This is a genomic window from 'Fragaria x ananassa' phyllody phytoplasma, from assembly GCF_018274325.1.
Taxonomy (GTDB): domain Bacteria; phylum Bacillota_I; class Bacilli_A; order Acholeplasmatales; family Acholeplasmataceae; genus Phytoplasma.
In genome coordinates this window covers 1-26,246 of record NZ_JAGVRH010000006.1, presented here as the reverse complement: position 1 = coordinate 26,246, position 26,246 = coordinate 1, and the positions used below count along the sequence as shown (strand labels likewise).

At 24.2% G+C, this 26,246-nt stretch carries 29 protein-coding genes and 2 pseudogenes; 18 read left to right on the top strand and 13 right to left on the bottom strand.

Annotation, left to right across the window (positions count from 1 at the left end; genetic code table 11):
- Positions 1–8: 8 nt before the first annotated feature.
- The 3 genes from J8J04_RS02140 to J8J04_RS02130 all read right to left on the bottom strand — a co-directional run bounded on the left by J8J04_RS02140 (position 9) and on the right by J8J04_RS02130 (position 4,385).
- On the bottom strand, positions 9–668 hold the full coding sequence (locus J8J04_RS02140; RefSeq protein WP_308705540.1) for a uracil-DNA glycosylase: 660 nt from the start codon (positions 666–668) through the stop codon (positions 9–11).
- Between the two features lie 32 nt (positions 669–700).
- Positions 701–1,396, bottom strand: a complete 696-nt coding sequence (locus J8J04_RS02135) for a S26 family signal peptidase (RefSeq protein WP_212331775.1) — start codon at positions 1,394–1,396, stop codon at positions 701–703.
- Between the two features lie 232 nt (positions 1,397–1,628).
- The gene (locus tag J8J04_RS02130) at positions 1,629–4,385 is read right to left on the bottom strand and encodes a cation-translocating P-type ATPase (protein WP_212331772.1); all 2,757 of its coding nucleotides are present in this window, start codon (positions 4,383–4,385) and stop codon (positions 1,629–1,631) included.
- A 381-nt stretch (positions 4,386–4,766) separates the two neighbouring features.
- On the opposite strand from J8J04_RS02130, the gene J8J04_RS03280 reads away from it, so the two are divergent.
- The 7 genes from J8J04_RS03280 (at position 4,767) to J8J04_RS02105 (ending at position 6,849) form a co-directional block, all read left to right on the top strand.
- A complete protein-coding gene (locus J8J04_RS03280; protein WP_263972011.1) occupies positions 4,767–4,895 on the top strand; it encodes a hypothetical protein in 129 nt (42 codons plus the stop codon).
- A complete protein-coding gene (locus J8J04_RS03385) occupies positions 4,886–5,074 on the top strand; it encodes a single-stranded DNA-binding protein (protein WP_212331826.1) in 189 nt (62 codons plus the stop codon). The genes J8J04_RS03280 and J8J04_RS03385 overlap by 10 nt, the downstream gene beginning before the upstream one ends.
- A complete protein-coding gene (locus J8J04_RS02120; protein ID WP_212331769.1) occupies positions 5,046–5,234 on the top strand; it encodes a hypothetical protein in 189 nt (62 codons plus the stop codon). The genes J8J04_RS03385 and J8J04_RS02120 overlap by 29 nt, the downstream gene beginning before the upstream one ends.
- A 25-nt stretch (positions 5,235–5,259) precedes the next feature.
- Positions 5,260–5,487 carry a hypothetical protein gene (locus J8J04_RS03185; RefSeq protein ID WP_225885826.1) on the top strand — a complete coding sequence of 76 codons (228 nt, stop codon included), beginning with the start codon at positions 5,260–5,262 and terminating at the stop codon, positions 5,485–5,487.
- Positions 5,480–5,728: a hypothetical protein gene (locus J8J04_RS03180; protein ID WP_225885825.1), complete on the top strand. Its 249-nt coding sequence runs from the start codon at positions 5,480–5,482 to the stop codon at positions 5,726–5,728. The genes J8J04_RS03185 and J8J04_RS03180 overlap by 8 nt, the downstream gene beginning before the upstream one ends.
- A 670-nt stretch (positions 5,729–6,398) precedes the next feature.
- The gene (locus J8J04_RS02110) at positions 6,399–6,713 is read left to right on the top strand and encodes a hypothetical protein (RefSeq protein WP_212331766.1); all 315 of its coding nucleotides are present in this window, start codon (positions 6,399–6,401) and stop codon (positions 6,711–6,713) included.
- Positions 6,703–6,849, top strand: a complete 147-nt coding sequence (locus J8J04_RS02105) for a hypothetical protein (RefSeq protein WP_212331763.1) — start codon at positions 6,703–6,705, stop codon at positions 6,847–6,849. The genes J8J04_RS02110 and J8J04_RS02105 overlap by 11 nt, the downstream gene beginning before the upstream one ends.
- Positions 6,850–8,503: 1,654 nt before the next feature.
- Here the strand turns inward: J8J04_RS02105 and J8J04_RS02100 are convergent.
- The 8 genes from J8J04_RS02100 to J8J04_RS02065 form a co-directional block, all read right to left on the bottom strand.
- Positions 8,504–8,833, bottom strand: a complete 330-nt coding sequence (locus J8J04_RS02100) for an SVM family protein (RefSeq protein ID WP_212331760.1) — start codon at positions 8,831–8,833, stop codon at positions 8,504–8,506.
- Complete coding sequence (locus J8J04_RS02095; protein WP_212331757.1) at positions 8,826–9,314, bottom strand: SVM family protein; 489 nt, start codon at positions 9,312–9,314, stop codon at positions 8,826–8,828. Before J8J04_RS02095 ends, J8J04_RS02100 begins: the two co-directional genes overlap by 8 nt.
- A gap of 21 nt (positions 9,315–9,335) precedes the next feature.
- The gene (locus tag J8J04_RS03275) at positions 9,336–9,464 is read right to left on the bottom strand and encodes a hypothetical protein (protein WP_263972010.1); all 129 of its coding nucleotides are present in this window, start codon (positions 9,462–9,464) and stop codon (positions 9,336–9,338) included.
- A gap of 263 nt (positions 9,465–9,727) precedes the next feature.
- The gene (locus J8J04_RS02085; protein ID WP_212331754.1) at positions 9,728–9,910 is read right to left on the bottom strand and encodes a hypothetical protein; all 183 of its coding nucleotides are present in this window, start codon (positions 9,908–9,910) and stop codon (positions 9,728–9,730) included.
- A 140-nt stretch (positions 9,911–10,050) separates the two neighbouring features.
- Entirely contained in the window at positions 10,051–10,293 is a 243-nt protein-coding gene (locus J8J04_RS02080; RefSeq protein ID WP_212331751.1) for a hypothetical protein, read from the bottom strand.
- A 132-nt stretch (positions 10,294–10,425) separates the two neighbouring features.
- Entirely contained in the window at positions 10,426–10,884 is a 459-nt protein-coding gene (locus tag J8J04_RS02075) for an ATP-dependent helicase (protein ID WP_308705538.1), read from the bottom strand.
- A 20-nt stretch (positions 10,885–10,904) separates the two neighbouring features.
- Positions 10,905–11,336, bottom strand: a complete 432-nt coding sequence (locus J8J04_RS02070; RefSeq protein ID WP_212331748.1) for a UvrD-helicase domain-containing protein — start codon at positions 11,334–11,336, stop codon at positions 10,905–10,907.
- A 228-nt stretch (positions 11,337–11,564) separates the two neighbouring features.
- The gene (locus J8J04_RS02065; protein ID WP_212331832.1) at positions 11,565–11,705 is read right to left on the bottom strand and encodes a hypothetical protein; all 141 of its coding nucleotides are present in this window, start codon (positions 11,703–11,705) and stop codon (positions 11,565–11,567) included.
- 70 nt (positions 11,706–11,775) lie between these two features.
- Between J8J04_RS02065 and J8J04_RS03170 the strand changes: the two are divergent.
- The 8 genes and pseudogenes from J8J04_RS03170 to J8J04_RS02030 all read left to right on the top strand — a co-directional run.
- Positions 11,776–12,151, top strand: a pseudogene (locus J8J04_RS03170) (hypothetical protein); the annotation flags it as partial.
- A pseudogene (gene tmk, locus J8J04_RS03380) lies at positions 12,132–12,784 on the top strand (dTMP kinase). The pseudogenes J8J04_RS03170 and tmk, both read left to right, overlap by 20 nt.
- Positions 12,785–12,786: 2 nt before the next feature.
- Complete coding sequence (locus J8J04_RS03375) at positions 12,787–12,984, top strand: DUF2963 domain-containing protein (protein ID WP_212331745.1); 198 nt, start codon at positions 12,787–12,789, stop codon at positions 12,982–12,984.
- Between the two features lie 633 nt (positions 12,985–13,617).
- Positions 13,618–14,715 (top strand): pyruvate dehydrogenase (acetyl-transferring) E1 component subunit alpha, encoded by a 1,098-nt coding sequence (pdhA, locus tag J8J04_RS02050; protein ID WP_212331742.1) that lies wholly within the window; start codon positions 13,618–13,620, stop codon positions 14,713–14,715.
- A gap of 2 nt (positions 14,716–14,717) precedes the next feature.
- A complete protein-coding gene (locus J8J04_RS02045; RefSeq protein WP_212331739.1) occupies positions 14,718–15,692 on the top strand; it encodes an alpha-ketoacid dehydrogenase subunit beta in 975 nt (324 codons plus the stop codon).
- Between the two features lie 39 nt (positions 15,693–15,731).
- Positions 15,732–16,979 carry a dihydrolipoamide acetyltransferase family protein gene (locus J8J04_RS02040; RefSeq protein ID WP_212331736.1) on the top strand — a complete coding sequence of 416 codons (1,248 nt, stop codon included), beginning with the start codon at positions 15,732–15,734 and terminating at the stop codon, positions 16,977–16,979.
- Between the two features lie 21 nt (positions 16,980–17,000).
- The gene (gene lpdA / locus J8J04_RS02035; protein WP_212331733.1) at positions 17,001–18,377 is read left to right on the top strand and encodes a dihydrolipoyl dehydrogenase; all 1,377 of its coding nucleotides are present in this window, start codon (positions 17,001–17,003) and stop codon (positions 18,375–18,377) included.
- 109 nt (positions 18,378–18,486) lie between these two features.
- Positions 18,487–19,251: a TatD family hydrolase gene (locus J8J04_RS02030; protein WP_212331730.1), complete on the top strand. Its 765-nt coding sequence runs from the start codon at positions 18,487–18,489 to the stop codon at positions 19,249–19,251.
- A 283-nt stretch (positions 19,252–19,534) separates the two neighbouring features.
- On the opposite strand, the gene J8J04_RS02025 is transcribed toward J8J04_RS02030, so the two are convergent.
- Positions 19,535–19,864 carry a hypothetical protein gene (locus tag J8J04_RS02025; protein ID WP_212331727.1) on the bottom strand — a complete coding sequence of 110 codons (330 nt, stop codon included), beginning with the start codon at positions 19,862–19,864 and terminating at the stop codon, positions 19,535–19,537.
- A gap of 368 nt (positions 19,865–20,232) precedes the next feature.
- On the opposite strand from J8J04_RS02025, the gene plsX reads away from it, so the two are divergent.
- From plsX to J8J04_RS02010, 3 genes are read left to right on the top strand one after another with little or no spacing between them, the layout of a single operon-like run.
- Positions 20,233–21,249, top strand: coding sequence for a phosphate acyltransferase PlsX (gene plsX, locus J8J04_RS02020; RefSeq protein WP_212331724.1), 1,017 nt, complete (start codon positions 20,233–20,235; stop codon positions 21,247–21,249).
- Positions 21,246–21,917 (top strand): ribonuclease III, encoded by a 672-nt coding sequence (rnc, locus tag J8J04_RS02015; protein WP_212331721.1) that lies wholly within the window; start codon positions 21,246–21,248, stop codon positions 21,915–21,917. Before plsX ends, rnc begins: the two co-directional genes overlap by 4 nt.
- A 13-nt stretch (positions 21,918–21,930) precedes the next feature.
- Positions 21,931–22,545, top strand: coding sequence for a DnaD domain protein (locus J8J04_RS02010; RefSeq protein WP_212331718.1), 615 nt, complete (start codon positions 21,931–21,933; stop codon positions 22,543–22,545).
- A gap of 2,106 nt (positions 22,546–24,651) precedes the next feature.
- On the opposite strand, the gene J8J04_RS02005 is transcribed toward J8J04_RS02010, so the two are convergent.
- The gene (locus tag J8J04_RS02005) at positions 24,652–25,491 is read right to left on the bottom strand and encodes a hypothetical protein (protein ID WP_212331714.1); all 840 of its coding nucleotides are present in this window, start codon (positions 25,489–25,491) and stop codon (positions 24,652–24,654) included.
- Positions 25,492–26,246: the final 755 nt, after the last annotated feature.

Here is a 26,246-nt window from a genome sequence, read left to right as displayed (position 1 = left end):
TAAAGGATCTAAAGAACCCAATTAATTTCTTTAATTCCATGAAATTTTAAATAAATATTAATTTTGGAAAATGGTTTAGAACCAAAAAAATTTTTAAAAGCAGAAAAGGGAGAAGGATGAGAACTTTTGATAATATAATTATTTTCTTTGATAATGTATTTTTGATAGTTTTGAGCAAATTTCCCCCATAAAAGATATACTATATTTTTTTTAGTTTGTAAAGCTTTAAAAATATTTTTAGTAAACGTTTGCCAACCGATATTATGATGACTTAGGGGTTGGTCTTTTTGAACTGTTAAAATAGTATTAAGTAATAAAACTCCTTGTAAAGCCCATGAAGTTAAATCATTTTTATGATTATTGATTTGCAAATCATTGTTTAATTCTTTAAAAATATTATTAAGACTGGGAGGTCTATGTAAGGATTTAATGCTAAAAGATAAACCATGAGCTTGATTAGATCCATGATAGGGATCTTGACCTAAGAGAACTACTTTTACTTTTTCAAAAGGAGTTAAATGAAAGGCTGCAAAAATATCTTTTTGATCAGGGTAAATAATTTTATTATTCAAATATTCTTGTTGTAAAAATTTAACTTTTTTTTGAAAATAAAGTTTCTTTTGTTCTAAAGAGATTATTTTTTGCCACATTATTTGTTCCTTTGAAATTTTTGATTTTTAAAAATTAGGCAATTTTACAACTATTCTTTATTTTTAATAATAGTGCGGATGAAATAAAAAAATATAATCAAATAAATGCCAACTAAGGGAAAATAATACCAATATTGTTTTAAAAAAGTTTTAAGATTAGGTATAATGTGAGAGTCTTTAAAAATATATTTACCCACAATTTTATCATAAGGGATTTTTTCTTCACATTCTGATTGGCAGGAATTGGCATCGCCCCAAGTGCCAATTATTTTCTTATCCGGATCATTATAGATGATTCGATGAATAATAAGCTTGTTTTGACCATTTGGGTTCTCTTCACTCCATGGGTCTAGTTCATAAAAAGGGTTTTCAAAAACTACAATATCACCATCTTGATCGTTTTTTCTTTTAGGTTTGTTTTCAGGATTGGTTGTTCTTGTTCCTCCTACGGGTTTTAATTTAGTAGGATCCCAAATTCCTTTAATAAAAACAAAATCACCATAGGCATCTGGATTTTTCTTAGGGGGTCCTTTAATATAGGGTTCCATACTTCCTGAAGCAACAGAAAAAGCAGAAATCCCTAGCCATTTAGTTGAATACTTGGGAAAGAAGAGTTGGCCTACAACAACAATTAATAAATAAAAAAGAAAAATATCAAAAATGATCAATAGTGTTTTCTTAATGTAGGCAATAGGAGATTTCTTAGATATTGTTTGTTCTTTATGATTTCGTTTACTAATTGACATAAAAACCTTTCTATTTTTTTAAATCTATTATTTATGGGATTTTATAATATATAATACAATTTAATTATAACATATAAAAATATTTTGAGGAGTAAAACCAAAGAGGACTCAAGGATAAAAATGAAGAGGGGAGAGACAAGAAAAAAAATAAAAAAGAGATTCCGAAGATTCTCTTTGAAAATATAAATATTAATGCAGTGACTAAAAAGAAATTCTTAAATTAAAATAATTTTTATAATTGAGGATTCTTTTTATTAAAAACAAAAACTTTTTTCCAAATAGTATCAAATAATAAAAGGATAATAGGACATAAGATAAACCACAAATAATCCTTTAAAGCAAGTGTTTCGGTGTGAAAAATATTACTTAAAAATTGAATTTGTGTAATTAAGATAAAGAATAATATTTCTATTAAAATACCGTAATATAATATTTTATTTGGTTTTTTTAATGTTTGCCAAAAATAAAATTTATTGGAACGACACGCAAAAGCATTACCTACTTGTGCAAAAATAACAGCTCCAAAAGCCATAGTAGAGGATAATATGAAACTTTGGTTAAGTATTTTGTGAAAAATTAAAAATAATGATAAAGAAACAATACCTTCGACTATACCTAAAAAGCCATAACTTCTTTTTAATACTTTATCATCCATTAAATGATCATGTTTGCTACGAGGTTTTTGAATTAATAAACTAGAATCAGTTTTTTCAGCTCCTAAAGCAATCGCAGGAATTAAGTCAGTTAAAAGATCAATAGCTAAAATATGTAAAACATATAAATAAGATTCTGTAATCCCTAAAAAAGCCATTGCCAGGAAAGGGAAGATTTGAGGAATATTAGAAGCAAAAACATAAGTAATAAATTTTTTAATATTTTCATAAATACAGCGACCTTCTAAGACAGCTTTGGAAATAGTAGCAAAGTTATCATCTAACAAAATCATATCAGCAGCATTACGAGCCACATCAGTTCCTGATTTACCCATAGCAATACCAATATGAGCTGCTTTAAGGGCTAAAATATCATTCACACCATCACCAGTAACACCTACGATTTCACCATTATTACGATAAGCTTGAACTATTTTTAATTTATGTTTTGGAGTAGTACGTGAAAAGATTACTGGTTTATTACTTTTTAAAGTTTTTTGTAATTGTTCCATAGTCATTTTTTCAACTTCTACACCATCTAAGCCAATAAAATCATCTTTAATAATTCCTATTTGCTTACCTATAGCAGCTGCAGTTAAACCATAATCTCCTGTAATAATAGTAATTTTAAGTCCTGATTGAGTCAAGTTATAAACAGCTTCTTTAACTTCTTCTCTTGGTGGATCATAATTAACAGCAAAACCTAAGAAAACCATATCTTCTTCTAAGGGTTGATTTTGCTCAATTTTTTTATATGCAAGCGCTAACACGCGGTAACCTTGACTGGCAAAATTATCGTTATGTTTTAAAAAAGAGACTTTCTCTTCTTGAGTAAAAGGATTGACTTTCTGATTTTTATATTGCATTTGACATTGTTCTAAAATAGTATTAGGAGCACCTTTAATGAATAAATATTCTGAATTAAGGTCATACACTTTTTCATGATTATTTTTAACTAAAATACTCATTTTTTTACGTTCTGAGGTAAAAGGATTTAATTTTAAAATATTAACACTTTTTTGGACGCTTTCTAAATTATAACCATATTTTTTAGCAGCAATTAATAAAGCTCCTTCAGTTGGATTACCAATTAAATTGAATTGATTAGGTTTTTTGTCTAAAGAAATCAATTTAGCTTCAGAACATAAAATAGAGGCTACTAAAAATTTTTCAATTCCTTTTTGAGCAAACATTTGATCGGAAGAAGGTTGATATCGTTCTTGATCATTATAACCAGAACCAGCAAATTTGATTAAAATATCTGGAGTTAAAATTTTTCTAACTGTTAATTGATTTTGTGTTAAAGTACCTGTTTTATCAGTACAAATAACAGTAGTCGAACTTAAGGTTTCTAAAGAAGTAATTTTTTTAATTAAAGCATTTTGCTTAGCCATTCTTTGAGAACCAATTGCCAAAGTCAAATTAACTGTTGGTAATAAACCTTCAGGAATATTAGCAACTAACATTCCTACAGCAGCAATGACTGCGTATTTAAAATTAGCTTTTGAAAAAACATCTGCTCCTTTAAAAAAGGAAATAGTAAAAGCAATTGAGGCAGCACAAGTAGCGATGATGCTCACTTTTTTCATAATATGTTGCATTTCTTGATCTAAAATACTGCGTCCTTTATCAATAGTTTGAGACAAACTAGAAACTTCTCCAATTTGAGTATCGTTACCAATAGCATAAACTACAGCCAAACAACTTCCTTGAGTAACTGTTGTGCCGGCGTAAACTAAATTAGGAATTTCAGCAATAGAATAATCATGGCGATTATTAGGGGATTCATTACGGTTTAAAGGAATGGTTTCCCCTGATAACATAGAATTATCAACAAAAAAACTATTAGCTTGAATAATACGAGCATCCACTGGTACTTGAGTTCCGGTTTCTAAAAAGATCACATCTCCAATAGTTAATTCAGTTACATCGATCATTTCATTTTTTTGTTCTCTATAAACTTGTACTTTTTTAGGAATCATTTTACCTAAAGAAGATAATACTTTATCAGCTTTATATTCTTGTGAAAAAGAAAATAAACCATTAATCACAATTACTAAAACAATAGCCACACCTATCCTGTAATGCTCATGACCAAGACAAAAAGAAAAAAAAGCAGCAATCCATAATAAAATCGCCATTACAGATGTAAATTGTTTGATGAATTGTTTCCAAAAGTGAAAAGATTGATTTTGTTTAATAATATTTTTGCCATATATTTGTTGTCTTTGAATAGTTTGTTCATTGGTAAGCCCATGAACATTTGTTTTTAAATATTTTAAAACATCATCTTTATTAAGACTACTTATGTGCAAAAGTTCTTCTTTTTTATTCATATAAAGTTTTTTCTTCCTTTGACAACACTTTGTTGCTTTTGTAAATATTTATTATTAATAAACACTTTTATTTAATAAATCATAATTAAAATCATCAGGCTATTTTTTTAATTTATTCTTTAAGCCTGATTAAATTATAACAAATATAAAAATAAAAGCAATCAATAAACGTTAAAAAACGAAAATATGTGGTGCGTTTTTGAAAAAAATATTATTAATAGGGTGATAAATGAAAGAAATTGGAAAAAGGGTAAGATTTAAAAACATAAAAAATAACATATAATTGTTGGTGTTTTTTTATATATTAATTTTTTTCAAAGAAATGAAATCGAAAATAAAGAAATAAAAATAATATCAAATGATGAAAAAAGTGATTTTATTTTGGAATTAAAAGACTCTTTGATTGATTATAACAGAACTAATTATTTATATAAAAAAGATATCGAAAGAATTATTGATGATTTTATTAAAGAAAATAAAAATAAAAGGAATTTAAAAAAATTAATATAGTAATTTTAAGTGGTTATATTGGGCAAAACCTACAAATTAAAATAATCAAAAATCAAGTTTTTGTCATTAATTTTTCATTATCTACTAAAAGAACAGTTAAAATTAATGATAAATATGAATATTTGACTGATTGGCATTATATCACTGCTTTTGTTGAATATAATTCTAAAATTAATTAAAAAAGGATATTTTGCAACCATTAAAGGTAATTTAAGAGAAACTAAATATAATAAGGATGGCAAAGATATTCGTTATTATGTTGTTTTTGCTGATAATATAGAAATACCAGAAACTGTTAAAAAAGGTAAATCAGATTTTAATGATGGTTCGCCTTTTTAATTTAATTTAGAAAGGAATAATTAAATTGAATTTGGAACAAATAATTATTAATATTTTTGAGTATAAAATATTTATTTCTTTAATTTCTGTTTTTTTTGGTATTTTTGTTTATTGGTTTTATTTATATCTTAAAGAGTTAAGAAATAAATATGAATTTAGTGATGAGTTGAGAGATGTAGTTAATTATTATATTAAAAATGGTTCGATTACTGTTAAAGAATTTGGAGCATTAAATAGTATTTCATATGGGTAATTATTTAGGAATATATAAAGAACGTGTTCAAAGAATGATTAAAGAATTTGGAGAACATGGTGGTCTTAATTTTTCCGAAGGTATTTTTGATGAAAAAGAGCACGATAAAGAAAATAAAAAAGATGAATCAAATGATTTAGATAAATTATTAAAAGAAAATTTAGAATTAAAAAAAAAATTATCTAATTTAAAAAATCCTTTAATAGTAGAAAATATAGAAGATAATGAAAATGTTTTTTAAATTTTGATTTTCTGAAATATTTATTTACTTTTAATGTTTTAAAAGATTTTTATTATTTATTATATGATTTATTTTATAATATTTTTTTAACTAAACCATCTTTTTTATTTAATTATGAGGTTGGTTGGAATAAAAATTTTATTAATATTTTTAATTTTATTAAAGTGATATTTTTTTTTATATGGGAACAACTAACTATTTTAATTTATCCTTTAAAACTATTTTCTTCTTTGTTTAATTTTTTAATTGATATTTTAGAAATTTTTTCAAAAATTAAGGATTTTGTTTAAATATTTTTTACTGAAGTTTTTAGTTACAAAAAATTAAATCCTGATGATAGTTTTTGGGAAAAATTAAAAAAAATAGCAAAATTAATTTTTAGTGCCACTATTGGTGGTATTGTTATTTATTTTATGAAAGAAATTCAAATATTTATTTTAGGAGATTTTTCTAAAATAGGTGATTTATTATTTAAAATTCTTTTAAGAATATTAGATGTTCTTTTAATTATTCTTAAAATATGTTTATTATTATTGAAAAATGTTATAATAATATTAAGTTTTGTTTTATCATTTGCAATGAATTTTATTTATTTATTGGTATTTAAAGATGATAAAAATAATACTTTAATTATTTTTAATAATGAAAAAAAGTATAAGAGTTTTGAAAAATGTCAATTTTTAAAATTGGTAATAAACATTATACAATTATCCCTTTTATCATTATTACTAGTGTTTTAATTTTTTGTTTTTTGTTAATTGCTTCAGCTGCTTATCGTTATCATTTAGAAACTGAGGAAAGACGTAAATTACAAAATATAGATATTAAACAAAAAGCAAGAGAACTTAATGTTTCATTGCATAAAAAAAATGAAAATTTAGAAAAAGAAAATAGGGATTTAAAAAATGAAAATGAACGTTTAAAAGTTGAGATTTATCAAAACAAAGATTATGAAGGTAATATTTCTTATTTATTTGCGCGATAAAGAAAAACAAAAAATTAAACAAAGAAAAAAAGATAATAGTATTATTGGGTATAAAATTAATGGAGTAAATATTAATTATTATAAAAGCTTGGGAGCAACTGTTAAAGATTTAAAAGATGCAGGATTTACAATTTAATATAATTAATCAAGTTGATACTCAGCAAGAAGGGAAGATATATTAAGTAATGTATTATTTCCCTTCGTCTCCCTCTTCATTCTTTTTTAGACCTGTGTTTGTGGATTTCGCTTGTTTAATCCTCATATAATTAAAAGTGTCTTTTTTAAGAGAGCTTGGTCGCTTCATCCGCTTGTCAATCCTCACAATATATAAAAACATTAAGTACACCAAAATCGAATGTAAAAAAAGGATTTTTTTATGTGAGATTTTGGGTTTAATGTTATATTGTGAGTTAGGATTGATAAGACGGATAAATGAAGTGACTAAGCTTATTATTTTATATATAAAATTATAAAGAAAAAATAATTATGTTATTTTTAAATGAATTTACAATAAATAAAAAAAGATGTTAAATTATTTTTTTTATTCTCAAAAAATGTTTAATTCAATTAATAATAATAAAAGTTTAAGTAATTTTGAAAAAGAAAAAATTAAAAATTCCTTATCAAAATAATTTATTTTTTTTAAAATTACTAATTTTCGTTTAGGTTGTATTCCTCATTTTACTAATTTATATCTTTATTGTTTTGTTTTATCAATGTAAGATAATAGATTAAAAAACCTTAAAAAAACAAAAAATAGCTTTTATTAATCGTGAATTAAAGGAATTTGGTTATAATTTTTTTAATTCTGATATTATTAGATGATTTTATTCTCCTTTTTTATTTTTATACATTTGCTAAAATTAATTATAATTTAAAAGATAATAAAGAAAAAATAAAATTTATCAAAGATAAGATAAAAGAATTAACTCAATTTAATTATTTTAAAAGTTATTTTGATAATGAATATTATTCAAAATTAGAAAATAATAATAAAAAATTAAATTCAATTTATAAAAACATTTGTTTTTTAATCATTGGCAAAGATAAAGATAATATTGATAATGTTTATGTGTTAAAATATTGAATATCAATAAACAAAGGGAGAAAAATTTTAATGAAAAAAATATTTTCTAAAAAAAGATATTAAAGACTATTAATTGTATATTAGGGTTATCTTCGTTAGGTTTTTGTTTGGCATCCCAAAAGATAAAGGCTTCTTCGATGGCGATTTCGTATTTTAAAAGGTTTTCGAGAGTATATTCGTAATCTTCATCACAAGGGTATTTGATATTAAAATGATTAGTTCTATTTTTTTTAAAGTATACTCCTAAAAGGCCCTGAGGAGGGTTTTTGAATTTAGGATAAAAAAATTGTTTATTATAAGGATTGTATAATGGTTCTTCAAGGCCATAGGTGGAAGTTTGGATATCGAAATATTTTAAGATGTTAGGGATATCTTTTTTATCTAGGACGTTAATGTCGTATCTTTTTAATTTAGGTTGGGTGTTTAACCATTCTTGTTGGAGGGTTTCATAGTCTGTTAGTTTTATTTTAGATTTTGTTTGTTTTTGAAAATAGCTGTGAGCGTAGATGGGATTATGGGATAATATAAAGATTAATAAAGAAATAGTTAATAAAAGAACTTTTTTAGGGGTTTTGTTTGATTCATGTTTAATTTTCCTCCTTGGTATTGAGTGAGTTTATGGCCTAGCGGATTGTTATTGCGGTGGTTTTGGGCAAAAGAAAAATACCCTGGGGAGAGCTTTTAAATAAAATTATTATTAATTTTATATAGAATTACTTTTTTTTAATTTGGACCAATTTTCTTTATCTTTTTTTAAAATTTTTTTAATTGAATTTAATATATTTATATTATTTGACATATCTTCTAATGATAAGTTTTTATCTTTAATATAACAACTATTTTTGAAGGAATTATTTTGAGAAATATTAATATTATAAATTATTTGTAAATTATTGTTTGTTTTACCAAATTTTTTTGCTTGGGAGTTTTGCATCGCCATTACTTGATGGTTGTTACAAATAAATAATAATCCTATAAAAGCAATTAAACAAAGATAAATTGTTTTAATTTTTTTTTTTTTTGATTTAAACATTAATTAAATCTCCTTTATTTTTCAAATCTTTTTTAGAACTTTCTGGACAATCAAAAGCATTTTTATTAGAATCATATTTTGGTAAATTTATATATTGAATTTCATCAGATAAACAACTATCATCCTCTGTTGATAGATTTATATTCTGTTGAGAACTTTCTGGTTGATCTTGGCGATCAATTGGTAATTGGTTATTATTTTTCCTTTTGTTATATTTTTTTATTTCTTTTGCAATACAACTGTGTTTATATAAAAGTTCTTGTTTTTTTTCATTATCAAGTTTGAAATTTGTTAATTCATTTTGTATTGCCAATTCTGTTTGTATATACAAAGAATATTCTTCATCATTTGAAATTTCATTATTATTACTATGTTTATTACCCATCGCCATTACTTGATGATTATTAAAAATAAATAATAATTCTAGAAAAGTAATTAAACAAAGATGAATTATTTTAAATTGGTTGTTTAATTGAACCATAAATCAAATCTCCTTTTGTTTTTATTCTTCGGCTGAGGTTATTTCGTAGAGGGAGTTGAGGGAGGATAGGGTGTATTGATTGTCTTTTAATAAAGATTTATCATAATTGCGTTGTAATGAATCTCTTAGTTTGATGGTATCTGACAACATACCATTTAATGTTTTAATTTTGATTTCATCAAATCCATCTTGGGGATTAAGTTCACTTATTTGTTTATTATAATAATCGCATTCTTGTTGATATTGGTTTATACTTTCTAATTTTCTTTTTCTAAAACTTAATGTTTGTTTTTGCGAAGCTCTTGCTTCTTCAATTACAGTTGTTTTTTCTGGTGTAAGATTATTGAATGGTAAAATTTAATGTTCGTTTTCAGATAAGATATAAGATGCAATTTTATCATATTTTGCTTTAGTTATTTTGATTTTAGATTTTGGTATTTGTGTGTCGCGTTTTGTTCTTGATGATTGGTTTGGTTTTCTTTATTATCTTCTAATTCTTCGTGATGATTTGATAATGATTTTTGTTCTTGTTTTGCTTCGTTGATACCTTCAAAAAAACCTATAATAAATATTATTCCTAAAACGATAATAATCAAAATAACAACCCAATGTTTTTTAAAAAAATTAATTTTTTTTAATGCCTTTCCGATAATAGTATTAATTTATATTATCTTTTAAAGAAATTAATTACTACTATTATACAATTTTATTTATTGAATTTTAAAGAAAAAGTGTTTTAAGAAGGAATAGTTATTAATTCTGGAATTTTTGTTTTATTTTTTTGTTTAATTTCTTCTTGAGATTTAGTGTAGTTAGGATTTGATTGTTTTAATTTTTCTATTTTTTTTTCTAAAATATTTCTAATAAAATTTTTTACTTCTATATGTTTTAAATTTGATCCAAATTTAAAAACATTTTTTTTATCTATAAATATATCTTTTTTATTTTCTTTAATAAAATAAGGTATATTATGAACCAAAAAAACATCTTTTAAATTAGTAGCTAAATAATTTTTACGATAAAAATAACAATATCACTATATTTATATTCATAATTACTAATTAAATTTTTAATTGTTTCAATAATAAAAAAAAGATTTTCCAAATAACTATTAATAAAATGGCGATATATAAACCTTACTATTATTATTTAAAAAAGAAACAAGTCTATATTTTTCATCAATTAATGAATTTGATATTTTTGTAATTTCATTACAAGAACGATAATTAGTTTTTAAATAAAAAGTTAACATATTAAAATCTTTTTGTAAAAGTTCAATATAAATATTTTTAGAACCACGAAATCCATATATACTTTGATTTAAATCACCTACAATAAAAAGAATTGTATTTTGTGCTAAAAGTTTAATTAATTGATATTGATAAAAATCTATGTCTTGGATTTCATCAATTAAAATATATTCATATTTATTTTGCAAATCATTTAAAATATTTTGATTATCTAACAATAACTGATAAGCATATTTATTTAAATCATCAAAATCCATTAAATTATTATCTTTTAAATAAGTAATATATTTATAATAAAAATAACTAAATAATTTATTGATTTTTAAAATATCTTGATTAATTAAATTTTTTTTTTAATTTTAGAAATAGTATATCTAATATTAGAAAAAGAGGAAATATATTGATATAACTTAATACCCGATTTTAAAACATTTTTAATCGCATATTCAGTTTCTAATTCATCCATAATTTTAAAATTACAATTATATTTATTATTTAATAAATCAATATTCTTTTTTAAAATACTAGTGCTTAAAACATGAAAAGTCATAATTTTAATATCAATAGGAAAACATTTATAAATATCATTAACAGTATTTTTATTAAAAGATAAAATTAAAATATTTTTAGGTAAAATTTTTAATTTATTAATTAAATATTTAACACGTTCAATTAAAATCGTAGTCTTACCAGTTCCAGTACCTGCAACAATATTTAAAGAACCTTTATTATATCTAATTATTTGTAACTGTTTTTTATTTAATTGTTTCATTTTAAAACCTTCATTTTTTTATTTTGTAGGCAATATTTGATATATTGCCTACAAATAAATAATTATTTAATCCATGTAATTTTAGTACTATCAAGAACGATAAAACCAAATTTATACAATACAAAAACACATATACCACTTAAAGCAATAAGGATTAATATTTGTCTTAAAGTCATTTTAAAACCTCCCTTTATTTATTTTTCTTACTTAGTGATTGAAATATAACCTTTATGAGATTAAAAAAATGCAAACAGGAATAATAATGCCTAAAACAGGTAATAACCAATACATAAAAAAAACCTTAAGGTCAATTTTTTTTCTTTTAAAAAATTTTATTTTAGAATAATAACGTTTGATATTTCTTGCCATTTTGAATCTCCTTTTTTAAGTTTTTTACAAATAGGGAAAATAACTTTTTTCACTTATCACCTATTCTTTTCAAGCCTATTTATTTTTTATTCCCGACAATAAATTTGATTTAGTTTTATTCACTCAAAAGAAAAGAATAATGGCCTTTAATTTCAAAAATTGTCTCCGTGACCGATATAAACAAGCCATGATAGAAGGACAACAACTCAAAAAACTAGATACTCGCTTTGAATTTTATTTATTAAATAATAATATAATCGAATCTGTAAGATTAAATAACAAAATCAAAAACGGTAAAGTTCAACATATCAACCAAGTTATTAACTGTTTTTTCAAAATAATCAAATAACTTCATGAAAACATTATTAAAAAACCAATTCATCCCTTTTTCACGAATTAATTTAATTAAAAAAATGGTTCATTCTAATGAAAAATCAATTAATTAGTTTTGAAGGGTTAGATAATAGCGGAAAAACAACTTTGATTTCTAAACTCAAACATCATTTACAATCAACTAACAATTTGGTTAAAACTATCCAAGGTTTAGGAGATTCATGTCTTGGTAATACAATTAGAAATTTTTTTACATCATCCAAAAGTTACCCCTAAAACAAAATATTTGTTAAGTTTAGCAAATATGATACAAACCCAAGAAGAACTCATCACCTCATCTTTATTACAAGATTATATCATCTTTTAATCGAACGTTGATTTGATTCTACTTATACTTACCAAAGTAAAGCAAATTACATTGATTACGATGATAAAATAACTAACCAATATAATCAATCATTCTCTAATTAAACTTAATATAATTTTTTATTTAGACATCAAACTCAAAACTGCATTAAATCGTAAATCAAATCAATCAAATCACAAATTAGATTTAATCGAACAAAAACCAATTTCATATTTCGAAAACGTTCAACAACATTATTTAAAAAAATATCAATATTGCACTAATTCAAATTGCCAACATTTAAAATATAATCATTTTTTAATTGATGCAAACAACTCTCAAAAAAACAATATTACAACAAATAATACAAATATTAACTATTAAAAAACTAGGAGAATAAAAATGAAAAATAATAAAGAATACAATAAACAAAATAAATTAATCAAAGAAACCTCATACAAACGCGACGGCAAAACAATTTACTACATCGATGAATTTAACTCAAATAATGGAAACCCCACAAAAACAACGAACTACTACAATAACGGAACAATTGACTACATCAAAGAAATTCGATCCCAACACTGGCGATATAACTAAATCCATCAAATTCCAACCCAACAAAATAATTAATTTCATCCCCCAAATAACTAACTTAAAAACTAAATTAGATGAAAAAAAACCAAAAATGATTAAAAAAGAATTAATTAAAAAAATATCAGAAGTTAATACAAATTTATATTACTAAAACAAAAGAATTTTATAATAAAATTGGAATATTAAATATACAAATTATAGCATATATATATATACTTATATTATGATTTTGTCTTTAAAAACTATTAAAATAAATTATAAATATTTTTCTTGTTGACACAAATCTATTTTGAATTATAACAAAAGTAATTAATAAACAATTTGTTTTTTGAGAAAAAATTATATTTTTTTCTTAAAAAGTGTTGTTCTTAACTAGTTCCATTTTCGTGTAGCTTATCCTTTTCAGATAAACGACAATAAATTACATAAAAATTCAAAAAAAAATTATTTTCTTTTGACAAAACTTTTATTTTGGAGTACAATTTAGTTGTAAATGTATCATTATCAAAAAATATTCATTTACTTTTGAAAAAATTATTTGATAATTATAGTTAATTAATTCAATCCTAAACACATAAAGACTTTAATAAAAAAATATTTAAATTCAAAAAATATAAAGAATATAGGAGTATTATCATGTTAACTAACGTTTATGATCCTTTAAAAGAAAAACAATTACAAATTCTTGATCCTCAAGGAAATATCGTTAAACCCGAATTAGAACCCAAAATTGATAAAAATACTTTATTAAAAATGTATCAAATAATGGTTTTAGGAAGACAAGCTGATCTAGCAGCTTTAAAATATCAACGTCAAGGTAGAATGGGGAACTATTTGCTTAATTCGGGACAAGAAGCTTCTCAAGTTGGAGCAGCAGCTGCTTTAGAACCACAAGATTGGGTTTCGCCTTATTATCGTGATGCTGGTATTTATCTTTATCGGGGAGTTTCTTTAGAACAATTTTATCTTTATTGGTATGGTAACGAAAAAGGTTCTCAAATAGATCCTAAATTGCGTCTTTTGCCAGCTAATATTATTATTGGCTCTTCTGTTAATTTAGGTTCTGGCTTAGCTTTTGCAAGTAAATACCAAAATAAAAAAGAGGTTACTATTGCAACTATTGGTGATGGTGGAACTGCTCATGAAGAGTTTAATGCTGGGCTTAATTATGCTGCGGTTTTTCAAGTCCCTTTAGTAGTTTTGATTCAAAATAATCAATATTCTATTTCTAATCCTCGTAAAAATATATCACAAGCTAAAACTTTAGCTCAAAAATGTTATGCTTTTGGTATTCCTGGCATGCAAGTTGATGGTAATGATATTTTAGCTGTTTATGTAGCGGTTAAAGAAGCTATCACAAGAGCTCGTGAAGGACAAGGACCTATTTTAATTGAAAATATAGCTTATCGTTTAGAAGCTCATTCTACTAATGATAATGCTTCTGTTTATCGCAGCAAAGAAGAAGAAATGAAATGGCGTAAAAAAGATCCAATTTTGCGTTTCCAAATGTATTTAATAAAAAAAGGTTATTTGAGTTTGGAACAAGTGAAAGAAATTGAAGAAAAAGCAAAACAAGAAGTAGTTGATGCTCATCAAAAAGTAGAACAATATGGTTCTTTAATTGATGTCAAAGATGTGTTTCAATATACTTATGAAACAATGACTCCTCAATTAGAAGAACAATTAGAAGAATGTCGAGCTTTTTTAAAAACACAAGGAAAAGAAGGTAAATAATCATGGCTTTGATGACATTACTGCAAGCAATTAATCAAACTTTAGATAGTCAATTAAAAAAAGATCCTAATGTGGTTGTTTTTGGACAAGATGTTGGCAAATTAGGGGGAGTTTTCCGAGTTACTCAAGGATTACAAGATAAATATGGTGAAAACAGAGTTTTTAATACTCCTATTGCTGAATCAGCAATTATAGGAAGCGCTATTGGAATGGCTATAAATGGTTTAAAACCAGTAGCTGAAATTCAATTTGATGGTTTTATTTTTGTGGGGCTTGAAGATTTGTTTGCTCATGCTGCTCGTATGCGTAATCGTAGTCGTGGTACTCGTAGTGTTCCTATGGTAGTTAGAGTTCCTGTTGGTGGTGGTGTTAAATCTTTGGAACATCACTCTGAAAGTTTAGAGGTTATTTTAGGTTCTGTTCCTGGTTTAAAAGTTGTTATACCTTCTAATCCTTATGATGCTAAAGGTCTTTTAATGGCAGCTATTAATGATCCTGATCCAGTTATTTTTATGGAACCAAAACGTATTTATCGTGGTTTTAAACAAGAAGTTCCAGAACATGATTATCAAGTTCTTTTTGGTAAGGCTAAAATAATACAAGAAGGAACCGATATTACTGTTGTTGCTTGGGGGGCGATGGTGTTAGAAACTCAAACTGCGATTAAACAATTAGCTGATACGGTTTCAGTTGAATTAATTGATTTAAGAAGTATTAATCCAATTGATCGTGAAACTGTGATTGATTCAGTTAAAAAAACAGGTCGCTTTTTGGTAGTTCATGAAGCATGTAAAACTTATGGACCAGCTGGTGAATTAATTGCTTTAGTTAATGAAAAAGCTTTCCTTCATTTAGAAGCTGCGCCAGCAAGAGTTACTGGTAATGATATTATTATGCCTTTGGCTAAAGCAGAACATTATCAATTTTTAAGTCCTGCTAAAATAGCTGATGCCATTAATAAAGTAGTTTCAGAATAATAGTATTTAATAAAAGAATTAAAACCCAAGGAGAAAATTATGTTTGAATTTAAATTTGCTGATGTCGGCGAAGGTATTCATGAAGGCACCATTACTCAGTGGTTTTTTAAAATAGGAGATGCTATTAAAGAAGGTGATGTTTTAGTTAAAATAGAAACCGATAAACTAGATGTTGAATTAACGGCTCCTGTTGCAGGAACTATTCTTAACATGACTCATAAAGAAGGTGATGTGATTAATGTTGGGGAAACCTTAGTTTTAATTCAAGAACCAGGGGATAGCAAAAAAGATATTAAAAAAACAAGTACTATGGGTAATAAAGTAACAGTAACTCTTCCAAAAGAAACAACTGTTCAGGAATCTAAGTCTGTAGCAACTTATTCTGATACCACCACTTCTCACAAAATATTAGCAACTCCATTAGTAAGACGTATAGCGAAAGAATTAGGAATTGATTTAATAACTGTTAAAGGAACTGGTTTGGGAGGAAAAATTTTAAAAGAAGATATCATGAAGCAATCAAATCAAAATGACACTTCCAATTATCATGTTGAAATAGTAACTCCTCTAACAGCTACAACTACTTTAGAAGCTCCTGAAATTATTAAGATTTCTCGTCTTAGAAAAGCAATTGCCCAAAAAATGGTTCTTTCAAAAAGTACTATTCCTGAAGTTACTTTAATGGATGAAGTTAATGTTAGTGCTTTAGTTACTTTAAGAAAACAAGTTAAACCGCAAGCAGAAAAAGAAGGGATTAAACTTACTTTTATGGCTTTTATTATGAAAGCTGTTGCAATTTCTTTGCAAAAATTCTCTCTTTTTAATGCTAGTTACGATGATAAAAAAGAAGAAATTATTTTAAAAAAATTTATTAATTTAGGAATTGCAGTAGATACTAAAGATGGCTTAATTGTTCCTAATATTAAAAATGCTAATAAATTACAGCTTTTAGAATTAGCTAAACAATTACAAAAAGTAGCTCAAGAAACTATTGAAAGAAAAGTTCAATTAGAACAATTACAAAATGGAACCTTTACTATTACTAATTTTGGATCTTTAGAACTTAACTATGGCACCCCTATTATTAACCATCCTGAAGTAGCTATTTTAGGAGTTGGTAAAATTTCTAAAAAACCAATTGTAGACAATAATCAAATTATTATAGCTGATATGTTACCACTTTCCTTAACAGTTGATCATCGTATTATTGATGGGGCTGATGGAGGAAGATTTTTAAAAAGAATTAAAGAATTACTGTCTTCACCCGCTTTCTTGCTTCTAAATTAAATAAGAAAGTATAAACTAATTATGAAAAATTATGATATTGTAGTCATTGGTAGTGGACCAGGGGGATATGTAGCAGCTATTAAAGCGGCTCAAACTGGTGCTAAAGTTGCTTTGGTAGAAAAACATAAATTAGGCGGTATTTGCCTTAATTATGGTTGTATTCCTACTAAAACGTATTTAAAAAGTGCTAAAATATATCAAAATGTACAAAAAGCAAATGATTTTGGCATTATTGTAAATCAACCTCCATCTTTTAATTGGCTTGCTATTTTTAATCGTAAAAATAAGATTGTTGAACAATTAACTAATGGTATTGCCTTTCTTTTGAAAAAAAATAAAATTGATCTTTATTATGGGATGGCAACTGCTCTTTCACCTCAAGAAATCTCAGTTAATCAAGATATTTTACAAACTAAAAAGTTAATTATTGCAACTGGTGCAACTGCTTTTATTCCTCCTATCAAAGGGGCTTTAGAAAGTTATAAAAAAGGGATTTTAAAAACTAGTAAAGAATTATTACAATTAGATAAATATCCTAAAAATATTATTATTATTGGTGGTGGCGTTATTGGGGTTGAATTTGCTACTCTTCATAAAACTTTTGGCTCTGATGTTACTATTTTAGAAAAACAAGCTAATATTTTAAATGGGGTTGATGATGATATTGTTGATGTTTATACTAAAAGATTAAAAGATGATGGTATTAAAATTTTAACCCAAATAGAAATCAACACCATCAAAGGACATCAAGTAACATATACTCACAAAGGTGTTTTAGTAACTAAAGAAGCTGAAGTTATTTTAATGGCTGCTGGCGCTAAACCTAATTTAATAGGATTAGAAAAACTTAATTTACAAATGGAACACAACAGTATTGTGACTGATCAATTTTTACAAACATCTATTCCTAATGTTTATGCTATTGGTGATGTTAATGGTAAACATATGTTAGCTCATGTTGCCAGTCATGAAGGAATTATTGCTGTGATGCATGCTTTGAATAAAGGTAATACTCATGGGATTAATTATCAACGTATTCCTTCATGTATTTATGGTTTTCCTGAAATTGCTTCTATTGGTATTACTGAAAAAAAAGCTCAAATACAAAAAATTGATTATAAAGTATCTAAAGTTCATCTTAGTGCTATCGGTAAATCTTTGGCTGATGGGGAAAAAGAAGGTTTTGCAAAACTTATTGTTGATACTAAACATTTAGAAATTTTGGGTATGCATATTTATGCTTATAATGCTACAGAATTAATTAGTGAAATTTCTGTAGGGATGGAATTAGAAGGAACTGCTTATGAATTATCAGAAGCGATTCACCCTCATCCAACATTATCTGAATTAATTTTTGAAACTCTTTTAGGTGCTATTGATAAACCTATTCATGCTTAAAAATTACTTATATCACTTTAAAATTATCAAAGACTAGCTGTTTAAGTTGGTCTTTTTATTTATTTCATTTCAATGATTCAAAGAAGAACATAAAAGGAAGATACATGATATGTTAATTGATACTCACACTCACTTAAATCTTAAAATATATGAAAAAGATTTAGATCAAGTTTTATCAAAAGCATTGCAAAATGATGTGCAAAGAATGATTGTGATAGGTATGGATGAAGCAAGTAATCAAAAAGCTTTTACTTTAGCCCATCGTTATCCTCAAATGATGGTTGCTTTTGGCATTCATCCTTGCTCTTGCTTAACTGTAGAAAAACCAGAAAATATTCTTAAATATCTTCATCATCCTCAAACAGTGGCTATTGGTGAAATTGGCCTTGATTTACATCATCGACAAGATAATTTAGCTTTGCAAAAAAAGTTTTTTCAAACACAAGTAAAAATAGCTATTCAACATAACTTACCTATTATTATTCACGCTCGTAAATCTTTTGAAAAAATTTATCGTCTTTTATTGCCATATAAAAATAAAGTAAGAGGTGTTTTTCATTGTTTAGTTTTTAGCGTTCAAGAAGTTCAAAAAGCTTTAGAATTAGGTTTTTATATTGGTATTGGTGGAGTTGTTACTTTTAAAAATGCTAAAGCTGCTCATGAAATTGCTAAAACTACACCTTTAAATAGAATTTTATTAGAAACTGATGCTCCTTATTTAACTCCTTTTCCTTTTCAAAAAGAAAGAAATGAACCAGCTTATATTAAAGTTATTGCTGATCATATTGCCTTTTTGCGAAATATTTCTTTACAACAAGTAGCAGAAAAAACTAGTAATAATGTGGCTCAATTATTTTTAAATAAAAAATGCTAACTTAATGTTATTCTCAAATATACCATTAGTATAGCTTCTGATAATAATTTTTTTTATAAGGTTAATCAATATGATATACTTTTAAAGACTTTCTTCATTAACAATTATTATTAATTTAAGAATTATTTAATTGTAGGTTTGTCTTGTTTCTTTTTTTACAATGATTGTATTTACTCATTTGGATTTTAATTTGGATATAAAAAAAAGACCATCAAAAATGATGGTTTTATGGAAAATTTAATTTAAGTCTAAGGTTTTGATCTAGGTAAGAAATAAACACTAATTATATGTGATTGATTTTGATTCTTTCTTGTTCATCTGTTTGTCTAAAAATATTAATATTTAAAAGGGCTTGATTCATGTTGTTTAATTCTATTTCGCCTTCTAATACCTTAATTACTTGTCCTGGTTGTAAAAAGAATTCAGGATTGTCATCATCAATATGAGTAAAATTAATAATAACTTCATCATATTTAACTTGTTGGTCACCCACCATAACTAAAATATTTTGAGCCAACCATTGTCTTTTATTCCCTTCGGTTGTTTTTAAATATCTTGCTTGTACTTCTAAATAAATATTACTTACTTTAATTGTTTTTTGTTTATTATTCATCTTTTAATTGAAACCTTTCTTGTTTTTGATTATTGATTCAAAAAACTTTACAATAAAGAAATATCTAAATAATATGATAAAATAATATTGAATTCTTCAAAAATGAAACAATTTTTCATTAATACTTCAACTTAAATATTATAATATATTATTATTCATTTTAAGTTGAAGCAATTTAACATTTATTGACGATTGATTGCTCTTTTTTAAAAAATTTTAAAAAATTATTTTTGCAAATAACTTGAAAATATAATTTCTTAATTTTTAAGTTTAATGAACTTTTTTTCATAAGAAATTATAACATAATTCAAATTTATATAATCAAAAAAAACATAACTTAATGAAATTAATTAAAAAGGAGTCCTTTTATGATTAAAATAGCAGTAGATGCTATGGGAGGTGATTTGGCTCCTTTAGAGATTGTTAAAGGGGTTTGTTTGGCTTTAGATCAAAATACAGCCCTTCAAATTGTTTTATATGGTGATCAAAGGCTAATCACTCCTATTATTAAAAATAAATGTTTTTTTTTAAATCATCAAATTATTATTAAACACACTCCTTATTTTTTAACAATGGATGATAAAAACATTAGAGATCAATTAAAAAATAAACCTAATGCATCTTTGTTTTTAGCGTTGCAAGGGGCTGTAAATGATGAAGTTCAAGGAGTAGTTTCGGCCGGATCTACCCAAGCTTTAGTTTTGGCCAGTCATTTAATTTTAAAAAAAATACCTTTAATGCAAAGAATAGCGATTGCTCCGATGTTTAATTCATTTGATAATCGTATCAGAATTTTATTAGATGCAGGTGCTAATATTGAGTTAAAACCACAACATTTATTAGCATTTGCCTATTACGCTACTATTATTGCGCAAGAAATTTTAGCTATTCCACATCCAAAAGTAAAACTTTTAAATATCGGTCAAGAACCTAATAAAGGGCGTACAGTGGAATTAGAAACTTATCAATTATTAAGTCAAGCTAAGCATATTCATTTTAGTGGTAACGAAGAGCCACAAAATCTTTTAACTACTTCAGCTGATATTTTATTAAGTGATGGCTTTACTGCTAATATTGCTTTAAAAACTTATGAAGGAGCAGTTTTAAATTTTATGAATAATATTAAACAAATTATGACTAAAAATTTAGCTAAAAAAATTATTACTAAATTATGTTTTCAAAAAGAGTTGCACAACTTTAAAAAACAAATAGATCCTCGTGAAATTGGAGGAGCCATGCTTTTGGGGTTAAATCAAATTGTGATTAAAGCCCATGGATCTTCACAAGCTTATTCTTTTTGTAAAGCTATTTTGCAAGCTCAAAAAATGATTAAAGCTAATATTAATCAAAAAATAACTCATTTCTTAGAACAGCAAAAATCATGAATATTAAACCTCTTTTAAAAAAAATAAATATTACTCCTCGTAATTTAGTATTATATCAAAAAGCTCTTACTCATAGTTCTTATTCTAATGAAAAATTTTTATTACAACAAGAAGATAATGAGAGATTAGAATTTTTAGGAGATGCTATTATAGGTCTTTTAATGGCTGATTATTTATATCAAAAAAAACAAGAAGATGAAGGTATTATGACTAAAAAAAGAGCGCAAGCGGTTTGTGAAAAATCTTTAACTATTTATGCTCAAAATATTAATTTACAAAATTATCTTTTGTTGGGCAAAGGTGAAAAGAATAAAGATTTTAATAATAAAAGCATTATGGCTGATGCTTTTGAAGCTTTATTTGGAGCTATTTATTTAGATTTAGGATATCTTTGTGCTAAGCAAGTATTTCAAACATTAGTTATCCCTTATTTATCTCAAATCATTGATATTGTTGATTTCAAAACTCAATTACAAGAAATAATTCAATCAGAGAAAAAAACCATTCAATACAAAATAGTGTCAGAGCAAGGACCTGCTCATTCTAAAAAATTTATTGCAGAAGTGTATTTGGAAAAACATTTATTAGGAAGTGGTTCAGGTACTACTAAAAAAGCAGCGGAGCAAAAAGCAGCGGAGCAAGCGTTAGCTAAAATGGCCAAAATTTAATAAAGGTGGTTATATGTTTCAAAAACTTTATGAAAATGGTTTTTTATTAATCGAAAAGATATTAATTCAAGAATATCAAAAATTAGGTTTAACTTATCAAGAATTAACCATTTTATTTTTTTTATTAGAATTTTCCAAAAAAAGAGTTTTTTCTTCTAATAATTTAGCTAAAAAAGCAGGAATAAGTAAAAATGAAGTTGAACATATTTTGGAAAAATTAATTAATAAAAATTTTTTCGAACTTTCTCAAGAACCTAAGAATAATAAAATTATTGAAGTTTTTTCCTTAAAACCGACTTTTAAAAAATTAGAACAATTATTTTTAGAAGAAATTCAAAAAGAACAAGAATCTTTAAAAATGACTTTTATTCAAGAAACTATTGATTTACTTGAAAAAAATAAAGGACAAGTTTTGGTTAATTATGAATTAGATGTAATTAGAGGTTGGTATCAAAATCAAGAATTTCATCATCAAAACATTAAAACAACTATTGAAGAAGCTTTAGAGCAAAAGAAAACTTCAGTGTTTTATATTGATAAATTATTGCATAAAAAACAATTTATGGAAGTAGAACCTGATGAAAAAGCAGATAGAATACTAGAAAAACTTTTTAAAAAAGTTAAGTAATTGTGGATTATATGATTGATTTTTATTAATTAACACACTTTAATTAGTTATATAGCACAATTGGATATATATATCAAAAAATTATTAATTTGTGATAATTTGATATTTTTAATTTTTTGCAAGAAAATATATGAAATTTCATGCTGCTTAGTTTGTGTTAATTATAAATGTGCTCAATAAATAAAATAAGTAAAAACAAAAAAAGAATATTTTAAATGATTAAATTAAAAAGAATTTCTAATATTTTATATTTATGCTTCCGCTGTTGATTGCTTATTTAAAAAAAATAGATGTTAATCACTATAAATTACAAAAATTGCTTTATTATGCTCATTCTAAACATTTAATTGATTTTGGTTAAACTTTTTTAGATGTTGCCGAAGTAGAAATATGGTCGAAAGGACCTATTTTTCGTACTTGATTTGAACGATTATAAGCTGTTGTATTTTTTTTAAACAACTTTTGTCTTTAAAATTGTTCTTTAAAATTTAAAAATAAATTGATAATTTTATATCTTTACAAACTAATAAAATATTTTGATTAAATTAAAAAAGTACCTAATGTTTTTTCATAATTTGTTAGTTGCAAAAGATATTTTATCTTTTACGCTATATAGCGAGGTAAAAAAAAGTTTAAAATCTACCTACAAAATTAATTTTTTTTATAATTATATCATTTTGTTGAAAAAAGGAGTAATAAAACTATCTTTAAATAGTTTTTGTATTGGTTGAATAGTTTTAAAATTTTGATTAATTAAATTGGGGTTTTATTTTTCAATTATCTTTTAAACAACGATAATGTTATTTTTTATTAGTTTTCACTTCTTAAACGACGATCAATGCCATTTTAGTAGCAGTGCGATAAATTTTTTTCTTAGTAAGATTTTCATTAAAAATGTTTTGGTATAAAATAGTAATTTTTCGATATCCTAAGAAATATTCATAAATTTTACATAAAGATTTAATAGATTTTTTATATTTTTCTTGTTTTAGTTTGATTTTATGATTAACTTTTAACTAATAAATAAATGCTCTGTTTTATTTTAATCGTTTTTAAAATGGTAGTTAAATTTATATTTTTCTTAAATTGGTTTACTAATTTAAAAACGATTTCTTTGTTAATATTTTGAATTTGAAAAAGCATTTTTTGTAATAATTTCAATTTTTGTTTTAATTTATAAATCATTGAAACCCAATGACCTTATATTTTTAATATATTGATAATATAACTATAAAAGGTTTTTTTATTATTAAGAAAATAGTTTTAATTATTTATTTAAAGACTTATTCGATTTTTTTATAAATAACACTCACTAATATTGGTTAGACAGTTAATTTTAAAATTAAAATTTATTTATTAATGAAAATAGTTTTAAAGGTTAAATTTCTAAAAAAAGAAGAATTTTTTTATATAAAATAACAATAATGATTTATGAAAAAGATAACAATAATATCTAATATCATTATCAATATAAAATATAAAATATCACTGGTTAAAAAGTCTTCTGTTAGTATAAGGTTTTTGGAAGAGATAAAATGTCATAAAAGTGTCATTGAATTAAATTAAAAATGTTTATTAAATATAATAAAAAATAAAATAACTATTTTTTTATTTAAATATAAATATTTAAGATGAATTTTTTTCACTCGATATCCTTGTTGGGTTTTAGTTAAAAAGGTTTGGATGTATTTTAAATCTTTTTCTTGATAGTAAATGATATTTAAACTTTTTTTTATAATTAAAACGACGAAAGAATTAGTCTTAAACATAACAACAGTATATAATTATATATTACTCTTCATGTATATAAAACTATTATATTAAGACTATTGTTAACACTAAAATATAAATAAAATAATTTTTTACGTAATTATTGTAATAAATAAAAATTTAGAAAATAAATCAGATGATCAAAAAAAGAAATATTTAAAACATTATCTCTTAAATTAATTCATATTTAGAAGGGAATTCAATAAAAGAAAATAATCTTAAAATATTTTTTTGCATTATTTTGTATCGTTATTTTTATTTCCAAAAAAAATAAAATATTTGTATAAATAATAAAAACATTTTAAAACAAAATCAATTACAACATAAATTGTTCTTCTAATAATCATTTATAATATTACATTTTTGAGTGTATAGGGTAATATAGTTTTTAACTGGATTGAAGTGAATATAGTAGATATTTTTTTTTGTAGAGTTTGTATTGAAAGGCATTTGTACTTCGTCAACGAAAAAGTCTTCGTCTTTTTCGAGCAAGTATTTAGGTCCTTTGTAGCTAATATGATAATTGTGGTTTGATGGAGAGTGAAAAAACATATCATCAAAATATGAATCATTATCGTTATTTAAGGTAATAAAATTGTTAAAATAATCAAAACGACTACCACTTACTTTCCATTTGTTGAAAGGATTTCTGATAAATGGAGCTAGGTCATGTGGGTTTGGAGTAAATTCGGGGTTTTGACATTTATTAAGTCCATCTATTCCATAGAAGATGTAGTTTCTATGAATCATTGGTGTTCCTTCTAATTTAAATCCATTTCTTCTTATAAATTTTAGTTTACTACTTTTATTGTTTTTTAAAAATTCTTTTTCTTCTTCACTATATTCAATTCTGTGTGAATCATAATCATAATCATCATTATTTTTTCTTTGTTTATCTTCGCTATGAAACCATTCATCTTGTGTTCCTATTTGAGAATCAGGAATAGCATAAACCTTATTTTTAATAATATCACATTTGTTATTTAAAAAGAAAAAAAATCCTGATCCAAGTAAAATAATAGTAAAAATACTATAATAAGCAATTGCAATATATGCCACATTACGTTTTTTAATTTGATTTTTATTTTTTTTGTGTATAAAATACAAATTTATAGGAACAATTACAAAAGGAACAACCAAACCTTGGATAAAAATTAATATCTTAAATAATTCCATTTATTATAACTTCCTTTTTTTAAATATACCAACATTCTATCAAAAATAAAATAATAATGTAAATAGTATTCATTATTATTTTATTCATCAACTTTCTATTTTTCTATTACCTTCTATTTAAAAAGCACAAATACAGTAGCACCTTCGGTTACAACACAAGTAAACTCGTCCCTGCAGTCGTGCCTAAAACAAGAAAAATTACAATATCTAATGTTATAACCGATAAATTTTACACAATTAAAATCAATTTAAGAACAACATTTTTTTACAAAAAAATAAATTGTTTATTAATTACTTTTATTATAACTTAAAATAGATTTATGTCAATACTAAAATTTAAATAAAATAATTTTTTTATGTAATTATCTAAAAAAATAAAAATTAAGAAAATAAAATAACTAATAAAAAAATAAATAATCAAAATATTGCCCTTTAAATAATTTTATATTTTTAATTAGTAGTTTTAAAAAACTTCTAATTTTATTTTAAAACATCATATAGGATCAAAATAATGTATTTTATAGATATTTTAATTTTTTAATGTAACCTATTTTTTAACCATAAGAATAAAAAACCAATACAAATTGCCCTCCTTAATTGAGGGCATTTGTTTTAATAATTTATTTATTAATATTTTTATATTCTAAAAGTGATAAATAATTTAAATTTTTATTTTTTGATAAGTATTATAATATTTAATATAATCATTAATAATTTCTTTAACTTGAAATTCATTAAGATTTTGCATTTTTTCA